Origin of the sequence: Streptococcus porci DSM 23759, from assembly GCF_000423765.1 — a bacterium.
Classification (GTDB): Bacteria; Bacillota; Bacilli; order Lactobacillales; family Streptococcaceae; genus Streptococcus; species Streptococcus porci.
On the sequence record NZ_KE384089.1, the window covers coordinates 70,781 to 90,078 of the forward strand.

Annotated in this window: 15 protein-coding genes and 1 pseudogene; 13 read left to right on the forward strand and 3 right to left on the reverse strand. The window is 42.5% G+C overall.

Annotation, left to right across the window (positions count from 1 at the left end; translation table 11 throughout):
- Positions 1-121: 121 nt before the first annotated feature.
- Complete coding sequence (locus G576_RS0110000; protein ID WP_027974476.1) at positions 122-1,327, reverse strand: L-lactate MFS transporter; 1,206 nt, start codon at positions 1,325-1,327, stop codon at positions 122-124.
- A 225-nt stretch (positions 1,328-1,552) separates the two neighbouring features.
- Between G576_RS0110000 and G576_RS0110005 the strand changes: the two genes are divergently transcribed.
- The 5 genes from G576_RS0110005 (at position 1,553) to G576_RS0110025 (ending at position 7,392) form a co-directional block, all read left to right on the forward strand.
- A complete protein-coding gene (locus tag G576_RS0110005; protein WP_027974477.1) occupies positions 1,553-2,161 on the forward strand; it encodes an NADPH-dependent FMN reductase in 609 nt (202 codons plus the stop codon).
- Positions 2,162-2,185: 24 nt separating this feature from the next.
- The gene (locus G576_RS0110010; RefSeq protein WP_027974478.1) at positions 2,186-4,597 is read left to right on the forward strand and encodes a flavocytochrome c; all 2,412 of its coding nucleotides are present in this window, start codon (positions 2,186-2,188) and stop codon (positions 4,595-4,597) included.
- Between the two features lie 242 nt (positions 4,598-4,839).
- Positions 4,840-5,775, forward strand: a complete 936-nt coding sequence (locus G576_RS0110015; protein WP_027974479.1) for a manganese-dependent inorganic pyrophosphatase — start codon at positions 4,840-4,842, stop codon at positions 5,773-5,775.
- Between the two features lie 39 nt (positions 5,776-5,814).
- Positions 5,815-6,264: a hypothetical protein gene (locus G576_RS0110020; protein ID WP_027974480.1), complete on the forward strand. Its 450-nt coding sequence runs from the start codon at positions 5,815-5,817 to the stop codon at positions 6,262-6,264.
- 72 nt (positions 6,265-6,336) lie between these two features.
- The gene (locus G576_RS0110025; protein ID WP_027974481.1) at positions 6,337-7,392 is read left to right on the forward strand and encodes a PhoH family protein; all 1,056 of its coding nucleotides are present in this window, start codon (positions 6,337-6,339) and stop codon (positions 7,390-7,392) included.
- Between the two features lie 26 nt (positions 7,393-7,418).
- Here the strand turns inward: G576_RS0110025 and G576_RS12745 are convergent.
- Positions 7,419-8,066: pseudogene (locus G576_RS12745) on the reverse strand (NAD(P)H-dependent oxidoreductase); the annotation flags it as partial.
- 143 nt (positions 8,067-8,209) lie between these two features.
- Between G576_RS12745 and queG the strand changes: the two are divergent.
- The 4 genes from queG (at position 8,210) to ftsX (ending at position 12,412) form a co-directional block, all read left to right on the forward strand.
- On the forward strand, positions 8,210-9,331 hold the full coding sequence (gene queG / locus G576_RS0110040; protein ID WP_027974482.1) for a tRNA epoxyqueuosine(34) reductase QueG: 1,122 nt from the start codon (positions 8,210-8,212) through the stop codon (positions 9,329-9,331).
- 47 nt (positions 9,332-9,378) lie between these two features.
- Positions 9,379-10,474 (forward strand): peptide chain release factor 2 gene (prfB, locus tag G576_RS0110045; RefSeq protein WP_156875140.1). Its coding sequence is split into 2 segments (ribosomal slippage): positions 9,379-9,450 and positions 9,452-10,474, totalling 1,095 coding nucleotides; the frame shifts between segments, so codons are not numbered across the junction.
- A gap of 323 nt (positions 10,475-10,797) precedes the next feature.
- Positions 10,798-11,490 (forward strand): cell division ATP-binding protein FtsE, encoded by a 693-nt coding sequence (gene ftsE, locus G576_RS12750; RefSeq protein WP_037618933.1) that lies wholly within the window; start codon positions 10,798-10,800, stop codon positions 11,488-11,490.
- Positions 11,483-12,412, forward strand: coding sequence for a permease-like cell division protein FtsX (gene ftsX / locus G576_RS0110055; RefSeq protein ID WP_027974484.1), 930 nt, complete (start codon positions 11,483-11,485; stop codon positions 12,410-12,412). Before ftsE ends, ftsX begins: the two co-directional genes overlap by 8 nt.
- A 99-nt stretch (positions 12,413-12,511) precedes the next feature.
- On the opposite strand, the gene G576_RS0110060 is transcribed toward ftsX, so the two are convergent.
- Complete coding sequence (locus G576_RS0110060; protein WP_027974485.1) at positions 12,512-13,141, reverse strand: MBL fold metallo-hydrolase; 630 nt, start codon at positions 13,139-13,141, stop codon at positions 12,512-12,514.
- A 235-nt stretch (positions 13,142-13,376) separates the two neighbouring features.
- Here G576_RS0110060 and G576_RS0110065 point away from each other — a divergent pair, with 235 nt between their 5' ends.
- The 4 genes from G576_RS0110065 (at position 13,377) to cshA (ending at position 19,210) form a co-directional block, all read left to right on the forward strand.
- On the forward strand, positions 13,377-14,921 hold the full coding sequence (locus G576_RS0110065; protein WP_002935863.1) for a peptide chain release factor 3: 1,545 nt from the start codon (positions 13,377-13,379) through the stop codon (positions 14,919-14,921).
- A gap of 217 nt (positions 14,922-15,138) precedes the next feature.
- On the forward strand, positions 15,139-15,519 hold the full coding sequence (locus G576_RS0110070) for a PH domain-containing protein (RefSeq protein ID WP_027974486.1): 381 nt from the start codon (positions 15,139-15,141) through the stop codon (positions 15,517-15,519).
- A 128-nt stretch (positions 15,520-15,647) separates the two neighbouring features.
- Complete coding sequence (locus G576_RS0110075) at positions 15,648-17,168, forward strand: flavocytochrome c (protein ID WP_027974487.1); 1,521 nt, start codon at positions 15,648-15,650, stop codon at positions 17,166-17,168.
- A 416-nt stretch (positions 17,169-17,584) separates the two neighbouring features.
- Positions 17,585-19,210 carry a degradosome RNA helicase CshA gene (gene cshA, locus G576_RS0110080; protein WP_027974488.1) on the forward strand — a complete coding sequence of 542 codons (1,626 nt, stop codon included), beginning with the start codon at positions 17,585-17,587 and terminating at the stop codon, positions 19,208-19,210.
- The last annotated feature ends 88 nt before the right edge of the window (positions 19,211-19,298 follow it).

A 19,298-nucleotide genomic window follows, 5' to 3' on the forward strand; every position in this document is an offset into this window, starting at 1 on the left:
GAAGTTCTCATCCCTTGCTAGACAATGGCTAAGAACTTCCTAATCAACTGTGCGGAGGTGGGACGACAAAATCGAAATCGGCATTTTTGCCGATTCCGATTTTTGTCCCCTCTCTAGTGAATTAGGCTTTTTTGTGCATCTTCATGTAAATCAGGTTTAGGGCTAGGCCAACAAGAGCCAGAACGATAGCGATGTAGAAGGCGTGGTTGTAGTTGCCATTATTTGCAGCCGCCATTTGTACGGCAACACGTGGAGCGAAGAAGGCAGCCAGTGAATATCCTGTAAAGACGATACCATAGTTGACACCTTGGTTAGCTGGACCGTAGTTTTCCATAACGATTGATGGAAACACCCCCATAACCCCACCAAAGCAGATTCCAAGACCGATAATACCGATAGTAAAGCCGACTTGCCCAGGAACAACTGTTAGTGTGAAGAGGGCTGTGGCTACCACTGAATAGATGATAAGGAGTGTTTTGCTACGGCCAATTTTGTCAGAAACTGACCCCCAAATGAGGCGGCCGCTAGAGTTAGCGATTGAATAGAGAGAAACGTAAAGTGCAGCGGTGCCAGCTGATAGTCCAAACATAGATTGACCGATAGGTGAAGCTTGAGAAGCAATCATGAGACCAGAGAAGGCACCGAGGAAGAACATTGAGATAATCACGTAGAAAATCGGGGTTTTGAGCATGTCAGTCCAAGATTTATTGACCATACCTTTGCCAGCTTGTACTGGGGGCTTCCATCCTTCTGGCTTGTAGCCAGCTGGGGCAGCTTTGATAAAGAAACTAGCGATAATGGCGATGGCAATATAGGCCAGTCCAATGGTTCGGAATGCAAATTTAGCATCGTGACTTTGGATAAGACTTGAAGCGATTGGTGAAGCTATCACCGCTGCAAATCCCATTCCTCCTGTTAGGATACCAGAAGCGAGACCACGTTTATCTGGGAAGAGACGCAGGGTATTAGATAGGGCACCTGAGTAAGCAAAGCCTTGTCCCAAACCAGCCATGAGACCGTAGGTCAGGTAGAGAATAGCTGGTGAAGTAGCATAACCGGTTAAGAAAAAGCCAAGGGCAAATAGCAGAGCTCCAAGTGCAATGGTCCATTTAACATAACCTTTGTCAACGAGGTAGCCGCCTAAAATCATAGGAATAGGTCCAATAGCAGAATTAATGGCAAAGGCCATCATAATTTCAGGCATGGACCAACCTGTTTGGGCACTGAGTGGACCTGCAAAGACGGAGAAGGCGTAAACGGCTCCAGTACAAAGTAGGATAGCTGTAGAGGCTGCAATAACCTGCCAACGATTTAAAGATTTTGTCATAAGTATTCCTTTCTAAAAGAAACTTTGTTTGTTTTTTCACGAAAAATATATCATATTTCAGAAAACGCTGTCAATATCTTTTGTCTAAAATTCCCAATTTATTTCATAAAATTATACAAAAACACGATAAAATGATATAATAACACGAATTTATAAAGGATAGCGTTTACAAAAAGCAACAAAATAGTATAATGGTACTATAAAAATGTGAAAGAGGTAACATAGATGAAACTCGTTGCTATCGTCGGAACCAATTCAGACCGTTCAACAAACCGTAAATTATTGAAATTTATACAAAAACATTTTGCACAAAAAGCCGATATTGAAGTCTTAGAAATCAAGGATTTACCAGCTTTTAATGAACCAGAAGACAAGAAAGCACCAGAAGCAGTTGCCGCCTTTTCTGAAAAAATCTTAGCGGCTGACGGTGTTATCATCTCAACTCCTGAATACGACCACACTATTCCCGCCCCATTGGCATCAGCCTTGGAATGGATTGCTTATACAAGCCGCGCCCTGATTAACAAACCAACCATGATTGTTGGTTGCTCACTTGGTCTTTTAGGAACATCGCGTGCGCAGGCACATTTACGTCAAATTTTAGATGCGCCAGAGTTGAAAGCTCGAGTGATGCCGGGTACAGAATTTTTCCTCGGTCATTCAGAACAAGTTTTAGATGATGACTTTAACCTTAATAACCCAGAAAAAGTAGCAGAGCTTGAAGAACACTTCTCAGAATTTGTAGAATTTGTAACTTTGACAAATCAGCTGGTAAAACCAGAAGATACTAATCGTAAGAAATCTTTCATCTGGGAAGAATGGTTGAAAGCGTAATCAGATATAGGAGGAAAAAATCACATGAAATTAGTTGCTATTGTCGGTACTAATGCGAAAACATCTTATAATCGCATGCTCTTACAATTTATGCAAAAACATTTTGCTAAAAAAGCTGATATCGAAATTTTGGAAATCACTGATGTTCCAATGTTTAACGAAACAGGCGATCAAACACATACACCTGTTATCCAAAACTTTAACACAAAAATCACGGAAGCAGACGGTGTTATCATCTCTACACCTGAGCATAATCACACCATTCCATCAAGTTTGAACAGCTTGCTTGAATGGCTATCGTTTAATGTTCATCCCCTTGATGGTAAACCAACTATGATTCTTGGTGCTTCCTACGATGTTCAAGGCTCTTCACGTGCGCAGTTGCACTTGCGCCAAATCCTAGATGCACCAGGTGTTAATGCAACCGTTATGCCAGGTAGCGAGTTCTTGTTAAGTCGTGCTCATCGTGCCTTTGATGAAGAAGGAAACCTTGTCAATGAAGGAACAGTTGATTTCTTGGATTCTTGTTTCTTCCGCTTTTTACGTTTTGTGGAAGTAGCAAATCAGCTCAATTTGCCAGAAGAAGTACGTTTTGAACCAGGAACTTACATGGTAACGACAGAGGGTCACAATGGTAAACTTCCGATGGAAGTCACTTTGTCAGAAGAAAAAATTGAAAAAATCGATATTGATTCATCAGGTGAATCATCAGGGATTGCTGATATCGTATTCACTCGTGTGCCGTCAGAAATTATTGAAGGTCAAACACTTAATGTTGATGCTATTTCAGGAGCTTCAGTCACTTCAAATGGTGTCCTTGATGGGGTTGCACGCGCCATTAAATTGGCAGGAGGAAATCCTGATGTTCTTCGCAAACGTCCTAAAGCGCCTTCTGCTTTGGACAAAGAAGATAAAACTTATGAAACTGATGTGGTTATTGTCGGTGGTGGTGGCGCAGGTCTTGCCGCTGCGGCAGCGGTTATCCAAGAAGGTAAAAATGTTATCGTTGTTGAAAAATTCCCAGCAGTTGGTGGTAACACTGTCCGTGCCGGTGGTCCGATGAATGCCCCTGATCCAGCTTGGCAAAATACCTTTGCGGCAAACCCAGGTGAAGCTCATAATTTACAAGAGTTGATTAACACTGATGAAGCAAGCATTGATCCAGAATACTTGGAAGACTTTAAAGCCCTTAAAGTGGAAGTTGAAAAATACCTTGAAGACCCAAGCTATCTCTTTGACTCAACACTGCTTTATCGTATTCAAACCTACCTTGGCGGTAAACGTCATGACCTTAAAGGAAATGAAATCCACGGTAACTATGATCTGGTTAAAGTCCTAACTGAAAAAGCTCTCAGCTCAGTTCGCTGGCTGGAAGAAATTGGTGTGGAATTTGTCCGTGATGAAGTCACCATGCCAGTAGGTGCTCTTTGGCGTCGTGGTCACAAACCTGTTCAACCGATGGGGTATGCTTTTATCTCAGTCCTTGATAGATATGTGCGTGAAAATGGTGGAACAATTCTGACCGACTCACCTGTTAAAGAACTTATCGTTGAAGACGGTGCAGTTCGTGGTGTTATTGCTGAAGGGCGTAACGGTCAAACCATCACTGTCAATGCTAAAGCAGTTGTTATGGCATCAGGTGGTTTCGGTGCCAACACTAAGATGCTTCAACAGTACAATACTTATTGGACGGAAATTGACGATAATATTGCAACATCAAACACCCCAGCCGTAACAGGTGACGGTATCATTCTTGGTCAATCAGTTGGTGCGGACCTTGTTGGTATGGGATTCAGTCAAATGATGCCAGTATCAGACCCTGTCACAGGTGCTCTTTTCTCAGGTCTTCAAGTACCGCCAGCAAACTTTATCATGGTCAACCAAGAAGGTAAACGTTTCGTTGATGAGTATGGTAGTCGTGATAAATTATCTCAAGCAGCTATTGATAATGGTGGCCTCTTCTACCTGATCGCTGATGATAAAATTAAAGCGACAGCTTATAATACCAGTCAAGAAAAGATTGATGCCCAAGTGGCAGCAGGTACCCTTTACCGTGCTGATACTTTGGAAGACTTGGCTCAGCAAATTGGAGTTGATCCAGAAACATTTGTCACAACTATCAGAAACTACAACTCGTACGTAGATGCAGGACACGATCCTGAATTTGATAAGGGTGGATTCGACCTTAAATGCGAAGTGGCACCATTCTACGCAACACCACGTAAACCAGCCGTTCACCACACCATGGGTGGTCTGAAAATTGATACAAGCACTCACGTAATCAATGAAAATGGAGCGGTAATCAAAGGTCTTTACGCTGCAGGTGAGGTTGCGGGTGGTCTTCATGCCGGTAACCGTTTGGGTGGTAACTCATTGACGGATATCTTCACCTTTGGACGTATTGCAGGTATCACTGCAGTCGCTGAAAATTGTTAGTTATGAAGGCGCCGAAAGGCGTCTTTTTTGGAGGGTGAAGTGGGTCGACTTAAAAATTTTTTGAAATTTATAGTGAGAAAGGTTCTTGGTACAAGGAAAGGCTTTAATCTGTCAAACAAGACGCTGGTTGGGTCAAGTTTTGTGATTATTTTATGAGATCAGCTAGGAAAAGGCAATCTATACTTTTTAGATTTGCTCATTTTATGGTATAATGAAAGAAATTTTAAAAATAGAGGTATATCATGTCTAAATTTTTAGTTTTTGGTCACCAAAACCCTGATACGGATGCTATTGCGTCATCTTACGGGTGGGCTTATCTTGAGCGCACGGCATGGGGGCGTGATGCGGAAGCTGTTGCGCTTGGCACACCGAATGAAGAAACAGCATTTGCACTGAATTACTTTGGTGTTGAGGCTCCACGTGTGGTGACATCAGCCAAAGCAGAAGGTGTTGACCAAGTCATCTTGACGGATCACAATGAATTTCAACAGTCTATCGCAGACATCAAGGAAGTTGAAGTGGCGGCTGTTATTGACCATCACCGTGTGGCTAACTTTGAAACAGCAAATCCACTTTATATGCGTCTTGAGCCAGTTGGTTCTGCGTCTTCAATCGTTTATCGTGCCTCTAAAGAAGCTGGGGTTGAACTTCCACGCGAAGTAGCTGGTCTTCTCTTGTCAGGTTTAATTTCAGACACTCTTCTGTTGAAATCACCAACAACTCATGCTTCAGACCCACAAGTGGCTACTGAATTGGCAGAAATTGCTGGCGTTAATTTGGAAGAATATGGCTTGGAGCTCCTTAAAGCTGGTACAAATTTGGCAAGCAAGTCAGCAGAAGAATTGATTGATATTGATGCTAAAACATTCCCGCTTAACGGAAATAATGTTCGTGTAGCTCAGGTTAATACTGTTGATATCAATGATGTTCTTGCTCGTCAAGTAGAGATTGAAGCAGCAATGACAGCCTCATCTGAAGCTAATGGTTATTCAGACTTTGTCCTTATGATTACAGACATCCTGAACTCAAACTCAGAAATTCTGGCACTTGGTTCAAACATGGACAAGGTTGAAGCAGCTTTCAATTTCAAACTTGAAAACAACCATGCCTTCCTTGCTGGTGCTGTTTCACGTAAGAAACAAGTGGTACCACAACTAACAGAAAGTTTCAATGCCTAAACGTTAGCACCTTCGGGTGCTTTTTTAGAGGAGGATATCGTGTCATATATTGTAAGTTTTAAAGAGGTGGAGACGACAGGTTTGGAAGTCAGTTCAGTTGCAGATGTGCTGGCAGGTTTGCGTGCCAATGAAGCCTGCTATTTCTGGAACAAGTACAAAATTCCATTTGAGGTATTTTTACCTGAAGAAAAACCAGAAGTCCTACCTTTTATCGAAAAGGTCTTGGCAGAGCGGGACATGGTTTTTCCCTACACTCCGCTCAATGTGGCCCAATTTGAAGTGGACGGTATTCTCTGGTCCTTTGTCTTTTATGACAATGTCCTTTATACACTAGAAGAAGGAGGAAAACGAGCGGTCGGATTCAAATTGTCAAATGGGATTGAGATACCCAAAGAGTTTGAAGGAAAATTCAAGTTTGCCCGTCAACGCTCCAAACTAGCAGGTGAAATCCGCGGTTCATTCTTTGTTATCAAAGGAGTCTATCTTTAATAGCTCAGAAATCGTCCTAGTGGCGATTTTTTGGTATAATGGAGAAAATAAGAAAAGAAAGAGGTACTCTAGTTGCAAGAGTATTCTGTTGAAGTTGTCTTAAATCATCCTGATGATATCTTAGCACTTTTTGGAACTAATGAACGTCATTTGAAGTTGATTGAGGAGAATTTAGGAGTTATCATTCACGCTAGAACGGAGCGTGTGCAGATTTTGGGTGATGATGAAGAGGCTGTTGAGTTGGCTCGATTGACCATTTCTGCTCTGCTTGTTCTGGTCGGTCGTGGCATGATGGTCAACACTTCTGATGTGGTGACGGCTCTTTCTATGGCACAAAGTGGTAATATTGATAAGTTTGTTGCCCTCTATGAAGAAGAAATTATCAAGGATAGTTTCGGTAAGCCTATCCGTGTCAAAACGCTAGGTCAAAAAGTTTATGTGGACAGCGTGAAAAAGCATGATGTGGTCTTTGGAATTGGGCCTGCAGGTACCGGTAAGACCTTTCTTGCGGTGACTTTGGCAGTAACTGCCCTAAAACGTGGTCAGGTAAAAAAAATCATTTTGACCCGCCCTGCTGTTGAGGCTGGTGAGAGTCTTGGTTTCTTGCCGGGTGATTTGAAGGAGAAGGTTGATCCATACTTGCGCCCTGTTTACGATGCTCTTTATCAGATTTTAGGCAAGGAACAGACGACTCGTTTGATGGAGCGTGAGATTATCGAAATTGCTCCGCTGGCCTATATGCGTGGACGAACCTTGGAGGATGCTTTTGTTATCCTTGATGAGGCCCAGAACACGACCATTATGCAGATGAAAATGTTTCTGACTCGTCTTGGATTTAATTCCAAGATGATTGTTAATGGAGATGTTAGCCAGATTGACTTGCCGCGTAATGTCAAGTCGGGTTTGATCGATGCGACGGAAAAGTTGAGACATATTAAGCAGATTGATTTTGTTTACCTATCTGCTAAGGATGTCGTACGCCATCCTGTAGTTGCTGAAATCATCAATGCTTATGAAAGCAAAGAAGCGCAAGCCTTTGACCAAGAAATGACAGAACAAGGTCAGGTTAAATCAGGTCTTACCAGCTATGAAGTGATTGGAGAGCTGCCAGAAGATAAAAAGAACTGAGTTGATTGTCAACTCAGTTCTTCGTTTTACTCCACCCAAGTCACGACTTCTTCGCGTGGTTTGCGTGAGCGCGGGTGTTTTGGATCTTTGAGGCGATAGCCTAGGGATAACATGCTGGCAATGCTCTCTTTTTCGGGATTGATAAGACCGCTCTTGGCTAGGATGGCATTAACTTTGTCATAATTAAAGCCTTCAATAGGGCAAGAGTCAATACCAAGTGCAGCAGCCACTGTCATCATATTGCCTAGAGCGATGTAGGTCTGCTTAGCTGTCCAGTCCCAGAGAGCACGAGGATTGTCAGCGATTTTCATGTCGCTTTCCTGGAAGGATTTGTAGAGTGGGAGGCGACTGGCCACACCAGACTCATCCAGACCTCTTCGGATAAGGCTTTGGCAGATAGCTTGGCTGTCATAGCGAGCATTTTTTTCTGCCAATAAGAAGATGAAGTGGCTTGCGGTATCCAGTTGAGGTTTAGCTCCCCAAGCAACTTCTTTCAAGTCCTCTTTGATGCTGTCTAGCTTGCTGTCAGCTTTGCCATTTTCCAAAACCAAAAAGCGCCACCCCTCCAGTCCAACGGAAGAGGGACTAAGCCAAGCGGCATCAAGAATAGTCTCTAAGTCCTCGCGAGGAATTTTTTGGTCATTATAGACACGGACGGCAACTCGAGGTCGAAAATCTGACGAATGGTTTCATGTGATAAGGTCATAGTTTTCTCCTTTGAATAGTTGTCTTTATTATACCGCTTTCAATACTTTTTGTCATAAGAAAGCAATAAATCTGTATTGTCACCAACATAAATTTTCATTAAAATACTAATATGGACATTAAGGCAGAAATTCAGAAACTTGCTAAGGAAATTGGTATTTCAAAGATCGGTTTTACAACGGCCGATGACTTTGCTTATTTGGAAAAATCGCTGCGCTTGGGAGTTGAAGAGGGTAGAACGACAGGTTTTGAACATAAAAACATTGAAGAACGGATCAAACCTAAGCTATCCTTGGCTTCTGCTAAAACCATCATTTCCATCGCTGTCGCTTATCCTCATAAATTACCCGTCCAGCCTCAAAAAACAGCCTATAAGCGCGGAAAAATAACGCCTAATTCTTGGGGCTTGGACTATCACTACGTTCTACAAGATAAGCTGGAACGTTTGGCGCGTGGGATTGAGCAATTAACTGAAAACTTTGAATACAAGGGTATGGTCGATACGGGAGCTCTGGTTGACACAGCAGTTGCCAAACGAGCAGGTATCGGATTTATCGGAAAAAATGGTCTTGTTATTTCCAAAGAATTCGGCTCTTATATGTATCTCGGTGAGCTTATTACCAATTTGGAGATTGAGCCTGATCAGGAAGTGGATTACGACTGTGGAGATTGTAGGCGCTGTTTGGATGCTTGTCCTACCTCTTGTCTTATCGGAGATGGCACGATGAATGCCAGACGTTGTTTGTCTTTCCAGACACAGGACAAGGGGATGATGGATATGGAATTTCGCAAGAAAATCAAGACAGTTATTTACGGCTGTGATATTTGTCAGATTTCCTGTCCTTACAATAAAGGTATCGATAATCCATTAGCTTCTGAGATTGATCCAGACTTAGCACAGCCGGAACTCGTTCCCTTCCTAGAATTGACCAATAAGTCTTTCAAAGAAAAGTTTGGTCTCATTGCAGGTAGTTGGCGCGGGAAAAATATTTTACAGCGCAACGCTATCATTGCCCTTGCCAATGCCCACGATAGAAGCGCTATTCCAAAACTTCTAGAAATCATCGATAAAAATAACAATCCTATTCATACCGCGACAGCCATTTGGGCCTTGGGTGAGCTAATAAAAAAACCTGAACAGACCATGTTGGACTTTATGCGTAGCCTTTCTCCAAAAGAAGAAGATAGCCAAAAAGAACTGGCTTTGGTCTTGGAAAAATGGCAGAGCGCTTAAAAATATGATAGAATAAGTAGAATTTGTATAAAGAAATGGAGAAAACCATGGAATTGGCAGAAATTCGCCAGAAAATAGTAGACAATAAAGAGAAGTTGACTAGCTTCAGGAGGTCTCTTTGACCTGGATAGGTTAGAGGAAGACATTGCTCTTTTAGAGAATCGAATGACAGAGCCTGATTTTTGGAATGATAATTTGGCGGCTCAGAAAACGTCTCAAGAACTCAACGAACTCAAGAACACTTATGAGACTTTTCATAACATGGAGGAGTTGTCGGATGAGACAGAACTCTACTTGGAAATGTTAGAAGAAGACGAGTCGGTTCATGATGATTTGGTTGAGACACTGGAAAAACTTGATCAAATCATGACTAGCTATGAGATGACCTTGCTCTTATCTGGATCTTACGATCACAACAATGCTATCTTAGAGATTCACCCAGGTTCAGGTGGTACCGAGGCGCAGGACTGGGCCGATATGCTTTTCCGTATGTACACTCGTTATGGAAATGCGAAAGGCTTCAAGGTTGAAACCCTTGATTATCAGGCAGGAGATGAGGCAGGTATTAAGTCTGTCACCCTGTCATTTGAAGGGCCGAATGCTTACGGACTTCTCAAATCTGAAATGGGTGTTCACCGCTTGGTGCGTATATCGCCATTTGACTCAGCAAAGCGTCGTCACACCTCATTTACTTCTGTGGAAGTGATGCCAGAACTTGATGATACGATTGAAGTGGAAATTCGCGATGACGACATCAAAATGGACACTTTCCGTTCAGGGGGTGCTGGTGGGCAAAACGTCAATAAAGTCTCAACCGGTGTCCGTTTGACCCATATTCCAACAGGTATCGTGGTTGCCTCAACTGTTGACCGTACCCAATACGGAAACCGTGACCGTGCCATGAAGATGCTTCAAGCTAAACTCTACCAAATGGAGCAGGACAAGAAGGCAGAAGAAGTCAACGCACTCAAAGGTGATAAACGTGAAATCACTTGGGGAAGCCAAATTCGTTCTTACGTTTTCACCCCTTATACCATGGTAAAAGACCATCGCACAGGCTACGAAGTTGCTCAAGTGGATAAGGTTATGGATGGGGACATTGAAGGCTTTATCGATGCTTATCTTAAGTGGTTGATTGATTAAGCTTGAGGGAGCATTTTGCCTTAACTCGTTGCTAGCTAGTTTTTGTTGTAACAAATACCAGCACTACGTAGCTCCTTAGGTTAGGGACTAAATTCTTAGCAAAAATGACAAGGTGATGTTATCGCCGACAAGGTGCATTCACAGTAAAAATGGTGTCATCAGGAAAATCCTATGACATCGAAAGAAAATGGTAAGATTTAGGTCTCAACATTTTGCAATAGAATGACGATAGCGAAATGCTTGTGCCCGCCCAACGTCACTGAATGCACCAAAAGAAAATATTTTCGAAAGGAAATGAGTTTCACAACTCAGTAAGTAAAGACATGCCATTGATTGAATTACACGATGTTACCAAAAAGTACCATCGTTCGACGACGGCTCTTCGTGAGATTACGGTTAGCGTAGATCAGGGAGAGTTTGTTTATCTAGTTGGCCCATCTGGGGCTGGTAAATCTTCTTTTATCAAACTGCTCTATCGCGAAGAAAAAGCGACCAAAGGAAGTATCAGAGTCGGAGAATTTGACTTGACCAAGCTACGTCAGAAAGATGTTCCTTTCTTGCGTCGTTCCATCGGCGTAGTCTTTCAGGACTACAAGCTTCTTCCTCGTAAGACCGTTTTTGAAAATGTGGCTTACGCTATGGAAGTTATTGGAGAAAAGCCACGTAACATCAAAAAACGTGTTCCAGAAGTCCTCGATTTAGTTGGTTTGAAGCACAAAATGCGGTCCTTCCCAGATCAGTTATCTGGTGGTGAGCAACAGCGTGTAGCCATTGCCCGTGCACTTGTCAACAATCCAAAACTCCTCATTGCTGATGAGCCAACAGGAAACCTTGATCCTGAAAATTCTTGGGAAATCATGAACCTTTTGGAGCGTATCAATCTTCAAGGGACAACCGTCTTGATGGCGACTCACAATAGTCAAATCGTAAATACCCTTCGCCATCGTGTTATTGCCATCGAAGGCGGCCGAGTAGTTCGTGATGAAGAGAAAGGAGACTACGGATACGATGATTAGACGATTTTTCCGCCACATGTGGGAGGCAATCAAAAACCTCAAGCGTAATGGCCTCATGACCCTAGCCTCTATTTTCTCAGTAACAGTCACCTTGACCTTGGTTGGTATCTTTGCTGCTGTGCTTTTTAATACGGAAAAGCTAGCGCGTGGCATTGAAGAAAATATTCAAATCAATGTTTTTCTCCAAGTGGATAGTCATGACCAAGATACAGAAGTAAAAAATGAAGTTGGTCAGATGGTGCCTAATGAAAACTATCAATCCATTCAAAAAGCCATCGAAGCCATTGATGGCGTTGAAACAGTTACTTTTTCAAGTAAAGAAGAAGAATTGAAGAAACTTCAAGAACGCTTAGGTGACTCTTGGAAACTCTTTGATGGAGATGCCAATCCTCTATTTGATGTTTATGTTGTTCAAACAACCTCTCCTAAGAAAGTTGCTGAAGTAACTGAAAAAATCAGTAAAATCAAGGGAGTTGACCGTGCCGATTACGGTAAAGCAGATACAGAACGAATCTTTAAAATGGCAGCTTTCATCCGTGTTTGGGGATTCGCGGCTATTGCTTTGCTTGCTTTTGTAGCTCTATTTATGATTTCAAATACCATTCGTATCACCATCATCTCACGCCGCAATGAAATCCAAATCATGCGTTTGGTTGGTGCTAAAAATTCATATATCAGAGGTCCTTTCTTTATGGAAGGTGCATGGGTTGGCTTCCTTGGGGCCATTATCCCATCTGTTATTCTCTATTTTGGATATCAATACGCTTACAATGGATTCCAGAAAAACCTTTCCATCGAACATCTATCTATGTACGATCCAAATCCATACAGCTACTATGCTATTGCGGCCTTGTTTGTAGTTGGTATTTTGGTAGGTTCTATGGGTTCAGTGCTCTCCATTCGACGCTATCTCAAAGCCTAAAGAAAAAGCCTTTCCTCAATGGAAGGCTTTTTCAGGTGCTTTTGATAAAGTTTGTCGATAACTTTTATTATGGAAAAAGCTGACGCTTTGGAAATTCGCTCAGCGTAAAAAGGGATTAAAGGTCTTTTCGTGGCCAATGGTGGAACTAAAGCCGTGCCCTGGATGGATATCATAGCGACTTGGTAAGACGAGAAGCTGACTCTTAATACTGTTAATCAGAGTGTCAAAATCACCTGTTGGTAAATCAGTACGTCCTATAGTTTCTCTAAAGAGGGCATCACCTGAGAAGACGACCATTTCTTCATCAAAGACAAAGGAGACACTACCTTGAGAATGTCCTGGTGTCGGTAATACTCGAAAATGGAAACCAGCGAGCTCGTAAGCTCTGCCATTTTCAAAAAGAACATCAGCAGGAGAAATAATAATGTCTCCAAGCTCTGGATGACGAGCTGACCCATTTAAGCTAGGATCGCCTAGCCAATCCGCCTCCAGAGGATGAACGTAGACTGGTGGCTGATTGAATTTTTGACGGATAACATCCACACTGATAATATGGTCATAGTGGGTATGAGTCAAAAGAATAGCAGCGACGGGCTTCTTGAGGTTAGAAATCTTCTGAATCAACCCTTGAGTATCACTGCCTGGGTCGATGACAAGCAGGGCTTCTTCATTTGCGACAAGATAAGTATTTTCCCCAGCGACGGGGTTTAGGTGTTTTATAATCTTCATGCCTCTAGTTTACGCCAAATGATGCGGGAAAGCAAGTTTAGGTGCTCTTTTAGGTTAAATAGTGCCCAATAGTTATAGCAATAGGACGTCACGTCTTACGGATTGAAATCAGCCTATTTTTCCGATATAATAAGAGAGTTATCTCGAAAAAATAAGGACGAATCCGATGTAGATTGAAGTAAATCAGGCTCAGCTCTGCTATGAATCAAAATACAAAAAATGAAAAGGAAACATTATGTCACTACAAGAAGAAATTAAGAAACGCCGCACCTTTGCGATTATCTCTCACCCGGACGCGGGTAAGACCACTATTACCGAGCAGTTGCTCTACTTTGGGGGTGAGATTCGTGAAGCAGGTACAGTCAAGGGGAAAAAGACTGGTAACTTTGCTAAGTCTGACTGGATGGATATTGAGAAACAACGTGGTATCTCTGTTACCTCATCTGTCATGCAGTTTGACTATGCAGGCAAGCGGGTCAATATCCTAGATACACCAGGGCACGAGGACTTCTCAGAAGACACTTATCGGACCTTGATGGCGGTCGATGCGGCTGTCATGGTGGTGGACTCTGCTAAGGGTATCGAGGCTCAGACCAAAAAGCTCTTTGAGGTTGTTAAGCACCGCAACATTCCTGTTTTCACTTTTATCAACAAGTTGGACCGTGACGGTCGTGAGCCACTTGATTTATTGCAGGAGTTGGAAGAAGTCTTGGGTATTGCCAGCTATCCAATGAACTGGCCAATCGGTATGGGGAAATCCTTCGAGGGACTCTATGACCTCCATAACAAACGTTTAGAACTCTACCGTGGTGACGAGCGGTTTGCAAGCTTGGACGAAGGTGATAAGCTCTTTGGCTCCAACCCATTCTATGCCCAAGTTCTGGACGATATCGAGCTCTTGGCGGAGGCTGGGAATGAATTTTCAGAACAGGCGATTTTGGACGGCGATTTGACACCTGTTTTCTTCGGCTCCGCCCTGACAAACTTTGGTGTGCAGACCTTCCTTGACACCTTCTTGGAATTTGCTCCAGAGCCACATGGACACAAGACGACAACTGGTGATGTCATTGATCCACTCAACAAAGATTTTTCAGGTTTTGTTTTCAAAATCCAAGCAAACATGGACCCTCGTCACCGCGACCGCATTGCCTTTGTCCGTGTGGTTTCGGGCGAATTTGAACGCGGTATGGCGGTTAACCTGCCTCGTACAGGTAAGGGAGCCAAGTTGTCCAACGTGACGCAGTTCATGGCCGAGTCCCGTGAGAATGTGGAAAATGCAGTGGCGGGTGACATTATCGGGGTTTACGATACAGGGACTTATCAGGTAGGAGATACCTTGACCGTAGGCAAGAACAAGTTTGAGTTCGAACCGCTACCAACCTTTACTCCGGAAATTTTCATGAAAGTTTCTGCTAAAAATGTCATGAAACAAAAATCCTTCCACAAGGGAATCGAGCAACTGGTGCAAGAAGGAGCTATCCAGCTCTACAAGAACTACCAGACAGGCGAGTATATGCTGGGTGCCGTTGGTCAGCTCCAGTTTGAAGTCTTCAAACACCGCATGGAAGGTGAGTACAATGCTGAGGTAGTTATGACCCCAATGGGCAAAAAGACAGTCCGTTGGATCAAGCCAGAAGACCTGGATGAACGGATGTCTTCAAGCCGTAATATTCTTGCCAAAGACCGCTTTGACCAACCCGTTTTCCTCTTTGAAAACGACTTCGCCCTCCGCTGGTTCGCGGACAAATATCCTGATGTAGAGTTGGAAGAGAAGATGTAACTTTCCTATTTGGATTCACTTTAAGAATTCTTTAAGGAATGCTCTATATAATGTAAGCATCCTAAAACTTTTTCATATCTCCTAAGAAAGCACTTGTTCATTTTTGAGCAGGTGCTTTTGTTATGCTAATCAAAAATATGGTATAATGAAGAAAACGCTTTACATAACATCATAAAGGGAAAGGAAAGGGATGTATTCGTCCCTAGGGTACTAAGTTATGGGTCTGTTTTCAGGTTTGATTGGTAATGCTTCTCAAAAAGATAGTGACAAGGTTGAGGAGCAATTAGCAGATATTTTAATTCCAAACGAGCAGGTACGTTTGGCTTATGCTTTGGTGCGAGATTTGATTGTTTTTACAGAGAAACGTTTGATTTTGGTGGACAAGCAGGGCATGACGGGTAAAAAGACTTCTTATAAGTCTATTCCTTATCGCTCTATTTCACGCTTTACAGTCGAGACATCAGGCCATTTTGATTTAGATGCGGAGTTAAAAATATGGATTTCATCGGCAACAGAGCCATCTGAAGTTCTTCAATTCAACAGTGACCGCAATGTTGTTGAAATTCAACAGGCCTTAGCGGCGGCTGTTCTACATTGATATGACGAATTAGGTTAGAGCAATAGAATACTTTTTTGCTTTTGAAAAATTAGAAACTATCTTGAGTAAATTTGTGAAAAAGTATACAATATTAGTATGTTCATCTCATAAAAAGAAAGGGGAAAAAGATGAAGAAAAAGTTTTGGTTGACGCTCTTTATGAGCTTCATTGCTATATTAGTGCTGGTTGCATGTGGGGGTAAGTCTGAAAAGGCAACTGAAACAACGACCACAGAAGCTAAAAAGGAAGAGGTAGTTTCAGGCGCGTCTGCAAAAGAATACACTGATCCAAAAGAATTAAAAGATAGCTATGACGTTGTTGTCATCGGTTCTGGAGGTGCTGGGATGTCAGCAGCAATCTCTGCAAAACAAGCAGGTGCAAATGTAGCTATTTTTGAAAAAATGCCAGTCATCGGTGGTAATACAACCAAATCATCAGGCGGTATGAATGCTTCTGAGACTAAATTCCAAAAAGAGCAAGGTATCGACGACACTAACGACCTTTTCTATGAAGAAAGCCTTAAGGGTGGTAAAGGAACTAACGACCCAGAACTGCTTCGTTATCTGGTAGATAACTCAGCAGAAGCCATTGACTGGTTGGACAGTATTGGTATCACTCTTAGTGACGTTAGCTTTTCAGGTGGATTTTCTAAAGCTCGTATCCACCGTCCAGCAGATGGTTCAGCTGTAGGTGGCTACCTTGTTAATGGTCTTTACAACAACTTGAAGGAAAACAAAATTCCAATCTTTGTAAATGCTGATGTTACAGAAATCATTGAAAAAGATGGTGCAGCATCTGGTATCAAAGTGACAGTTGATGGTAAGAAGAAAACAATCTCTGCTAAAGCTGTTGTTGATGCTGCAGGTGGTTTCGGTGCCAATATGGATATGATTACTGAGTTGAAACCTGAATTGAAAGGCTATGTCACCACAAACCATGAAGGTGCAACTGGTGATGGTATTGCCCTTGCACAAAAATTGGGCGCTGCAACTGTTCAATTGGAGCAAATCCAAATTCACCCAACCGTCTATCAAGAAGAAGGCAAAGCTCCATTCTTAGTATCCGAAGCTATTCGTGGTGAAGGTGCTATCCTTGTCAATGCTCAAGGAAATCGTTTTTACAATGAAATGGAAACACGTGATAACGTATCAGCAGCTATCAATGCTCTTCCAGAAGGCTATGCTTATGTTGTCTTTGACCAAGGACTTCGTGAGCATTCAAAATCAATTGATACTTACGAAGAAAAAGGCATGACTGTCAAAGCAGATAGCATTGAGGAATTGGCAAAGGCTATTGGAGTTTCTGAAGAAAACTTGAAGGCGACTGTAGAATCTTGGAACAAGTATGTTGCAGATAAAAAAGACACAGACTTTGGTCGTACAACAGGTATGGATCGTGATTTGTCAAAAGCTCCATATTACGCTATTAAAGTATCTCCAGGAATTCACCATACAATGGGTGGTTTGAAAATTAACACCAACACTGAAGTCTTAAAAGAAGACGGGCAAGCTATCCCAGGTCTTTACGCAGCAGGTGAAGTTACTGGTGGTGTTCATGGAAATAACCGTATGGGTGGAAATGCCGTTGCGGATATCGTTATCTTTGGTCGTCAAGCTGGGACACAAGCAGCAGCATACGCTAAAAAATAATGGTAAAGAGAGTGGGAAAAGTCAGCATTCTTGCCGATTTCGATTTGGTCATCCTACCTCCGCACAGTTGATTAGGAAAGTCGCTATCCATTGCCTAGCAAGAGGTGAAATCTTCCAAATAAGGACTGTGCCAAAACGCCTATTTGTAATCATGTTAAGAGGTTAGGACTTCTGTCTTAGCCTCTTTCATTTATCAGACAAAGCAGAGCTATTTGAGGGGGAAAAGGTAAAATAGTCTAAGATTCTAACAATGAAAACGTGTTTATAAGAAAATCGTAGTCTTTTCTGTCCTTTTACAGATGATTATGTTACACTAGGTAAGTTGTTAATCAAGACGACAAACTATGCAGAGTAGGTCTGCATCAAATAAGTGATATAAGACGGCTTCGCACCGTCTTTTTAGAAAAGAGAAACAATTGAAATTTACTGAACTTAATTTGTCGGCTGATATTCAATCAGCTATTGTTGCTGCTGGCTTTGAAACGCCATCACCTATCCAAGAAATGACGATTCCACTTGCTCTTGAAGGCAAAGATGTTATCGGTCAAGCGCAGACGGGAACTGGTAAAACAGCAGCTTTTGGACTTCCAACACTTAGCAAGATCCGTACGGAAGAAAACACTATCCAAGTCCTCGTCATTGCACCAACGCGTGAGCTTGCAGTTCAATCTCAAGAAGAACTTTTCCGTTTTGGACGCGATAAGGGCGTTAAGGTACGCTCAGTTTACGGCGGGTCATCTATTGAAAAGCAAATCAAAGCCCTTAAATCAGGAGCCCACATCGTTGTAGGGACACCGGGACGTCTTTTAGATTTGATTAAACGTAAGGCTTTAAAACTGGATCATGTTGAAACCCTAATCTTGGATGAAGCAGATGAAATGCTCAACATGGGCTTCCTTGAAGATATCGAAGCGATTATCAGCCGTGTGCCAGAAGAGCGTCAAACCCTGCTTTTCTCAGCAACTATGCCAGAACCAATCAAACAAATTGGTATTAAATTCATGAAAGAGCCTGAACACGTTAAAATTAAGGCTAAAGAATTGACAAATGTGAACGTTGAACAGTTTTATGTTCGCGTTAAAGAACAAGAAAAGTTTGATACAATGACTCGTCTTATGGATGTCGATCAGCCAGAGCTCTCAATCGTTTTTGGTCGCACCAAACGCCGTGTTGATGAGTTGACTCGCGGCCTTAAGATTCGTGGCTTCCGTGCAGAAGGCATCCACGGGGATCTTGACCAAAACAAACGTCTTCGTGTTATCCGTGATTTCAAAAACGATCAAATTGACATTCTTGTCGCAACAGACGTTGCTGCGCGTGGACTTGATATTTCTGGTGTGACACATGTTTACAACTATGATATTCCGCAAGATCCAGAGAGCTATGTTCACCGTATCGGTCGTACTGGTCGTGCTGGAAAATCAGGTCAGTCAATCACATTTGTGTCACCAAACGAAATGGGTTATTTGACTATCATTGAAAATCTGACTAAAAAGCGCATGACTGGTTTGAAACCAGCTACCGCTGAGGAAGCTTTTCAGGCTAAGAAAAAGGTTGCCCTTAAAAAGATTGAACGCGATTTTGCAGACGAAAATCTTCGTAGTAACTTTGACAAGTTTAAAGCTGACGCTGTTAAATTAGCTCAAGAATTCACACCTGAAGAACTTGCTCTCTATATTTTTAGTTTAACAGTGCAGGACCCAGACTCACTTCCAGAAGTGGAAATTGCCCGTGAAAAACCACTTCCGTTTAAGTATGTCGGTGGCGGACATGGTAGCAAAAATTCTGGCAAAAATGGTCGTGGTAATCGTGAACGTAACCGCAATAATCGTGATAAGGAGCGTCGTGGTGGACGTGACCGTCGTCGTGATGACCGTGATGGGGACTATCGTGGAGGTAAGCGTCGTGAACGCCGTGACATCCACGATGGTAACGGGCGTAGTGATTTTAAACGCAAGTCACGTCGCAACAACGACTTTAACACCTCAAATAAATCAAACAACTCAGGTAGTGGCTTTACTATCCGTCACAAAGGTGAGTAATCTTTGATTCGAGCACTCTGTTGATGCAGGGTGTTTTTGTGAGCTTAAGATTTGAACTTGCTTAATACGGCTATAATCAGTATCTGGT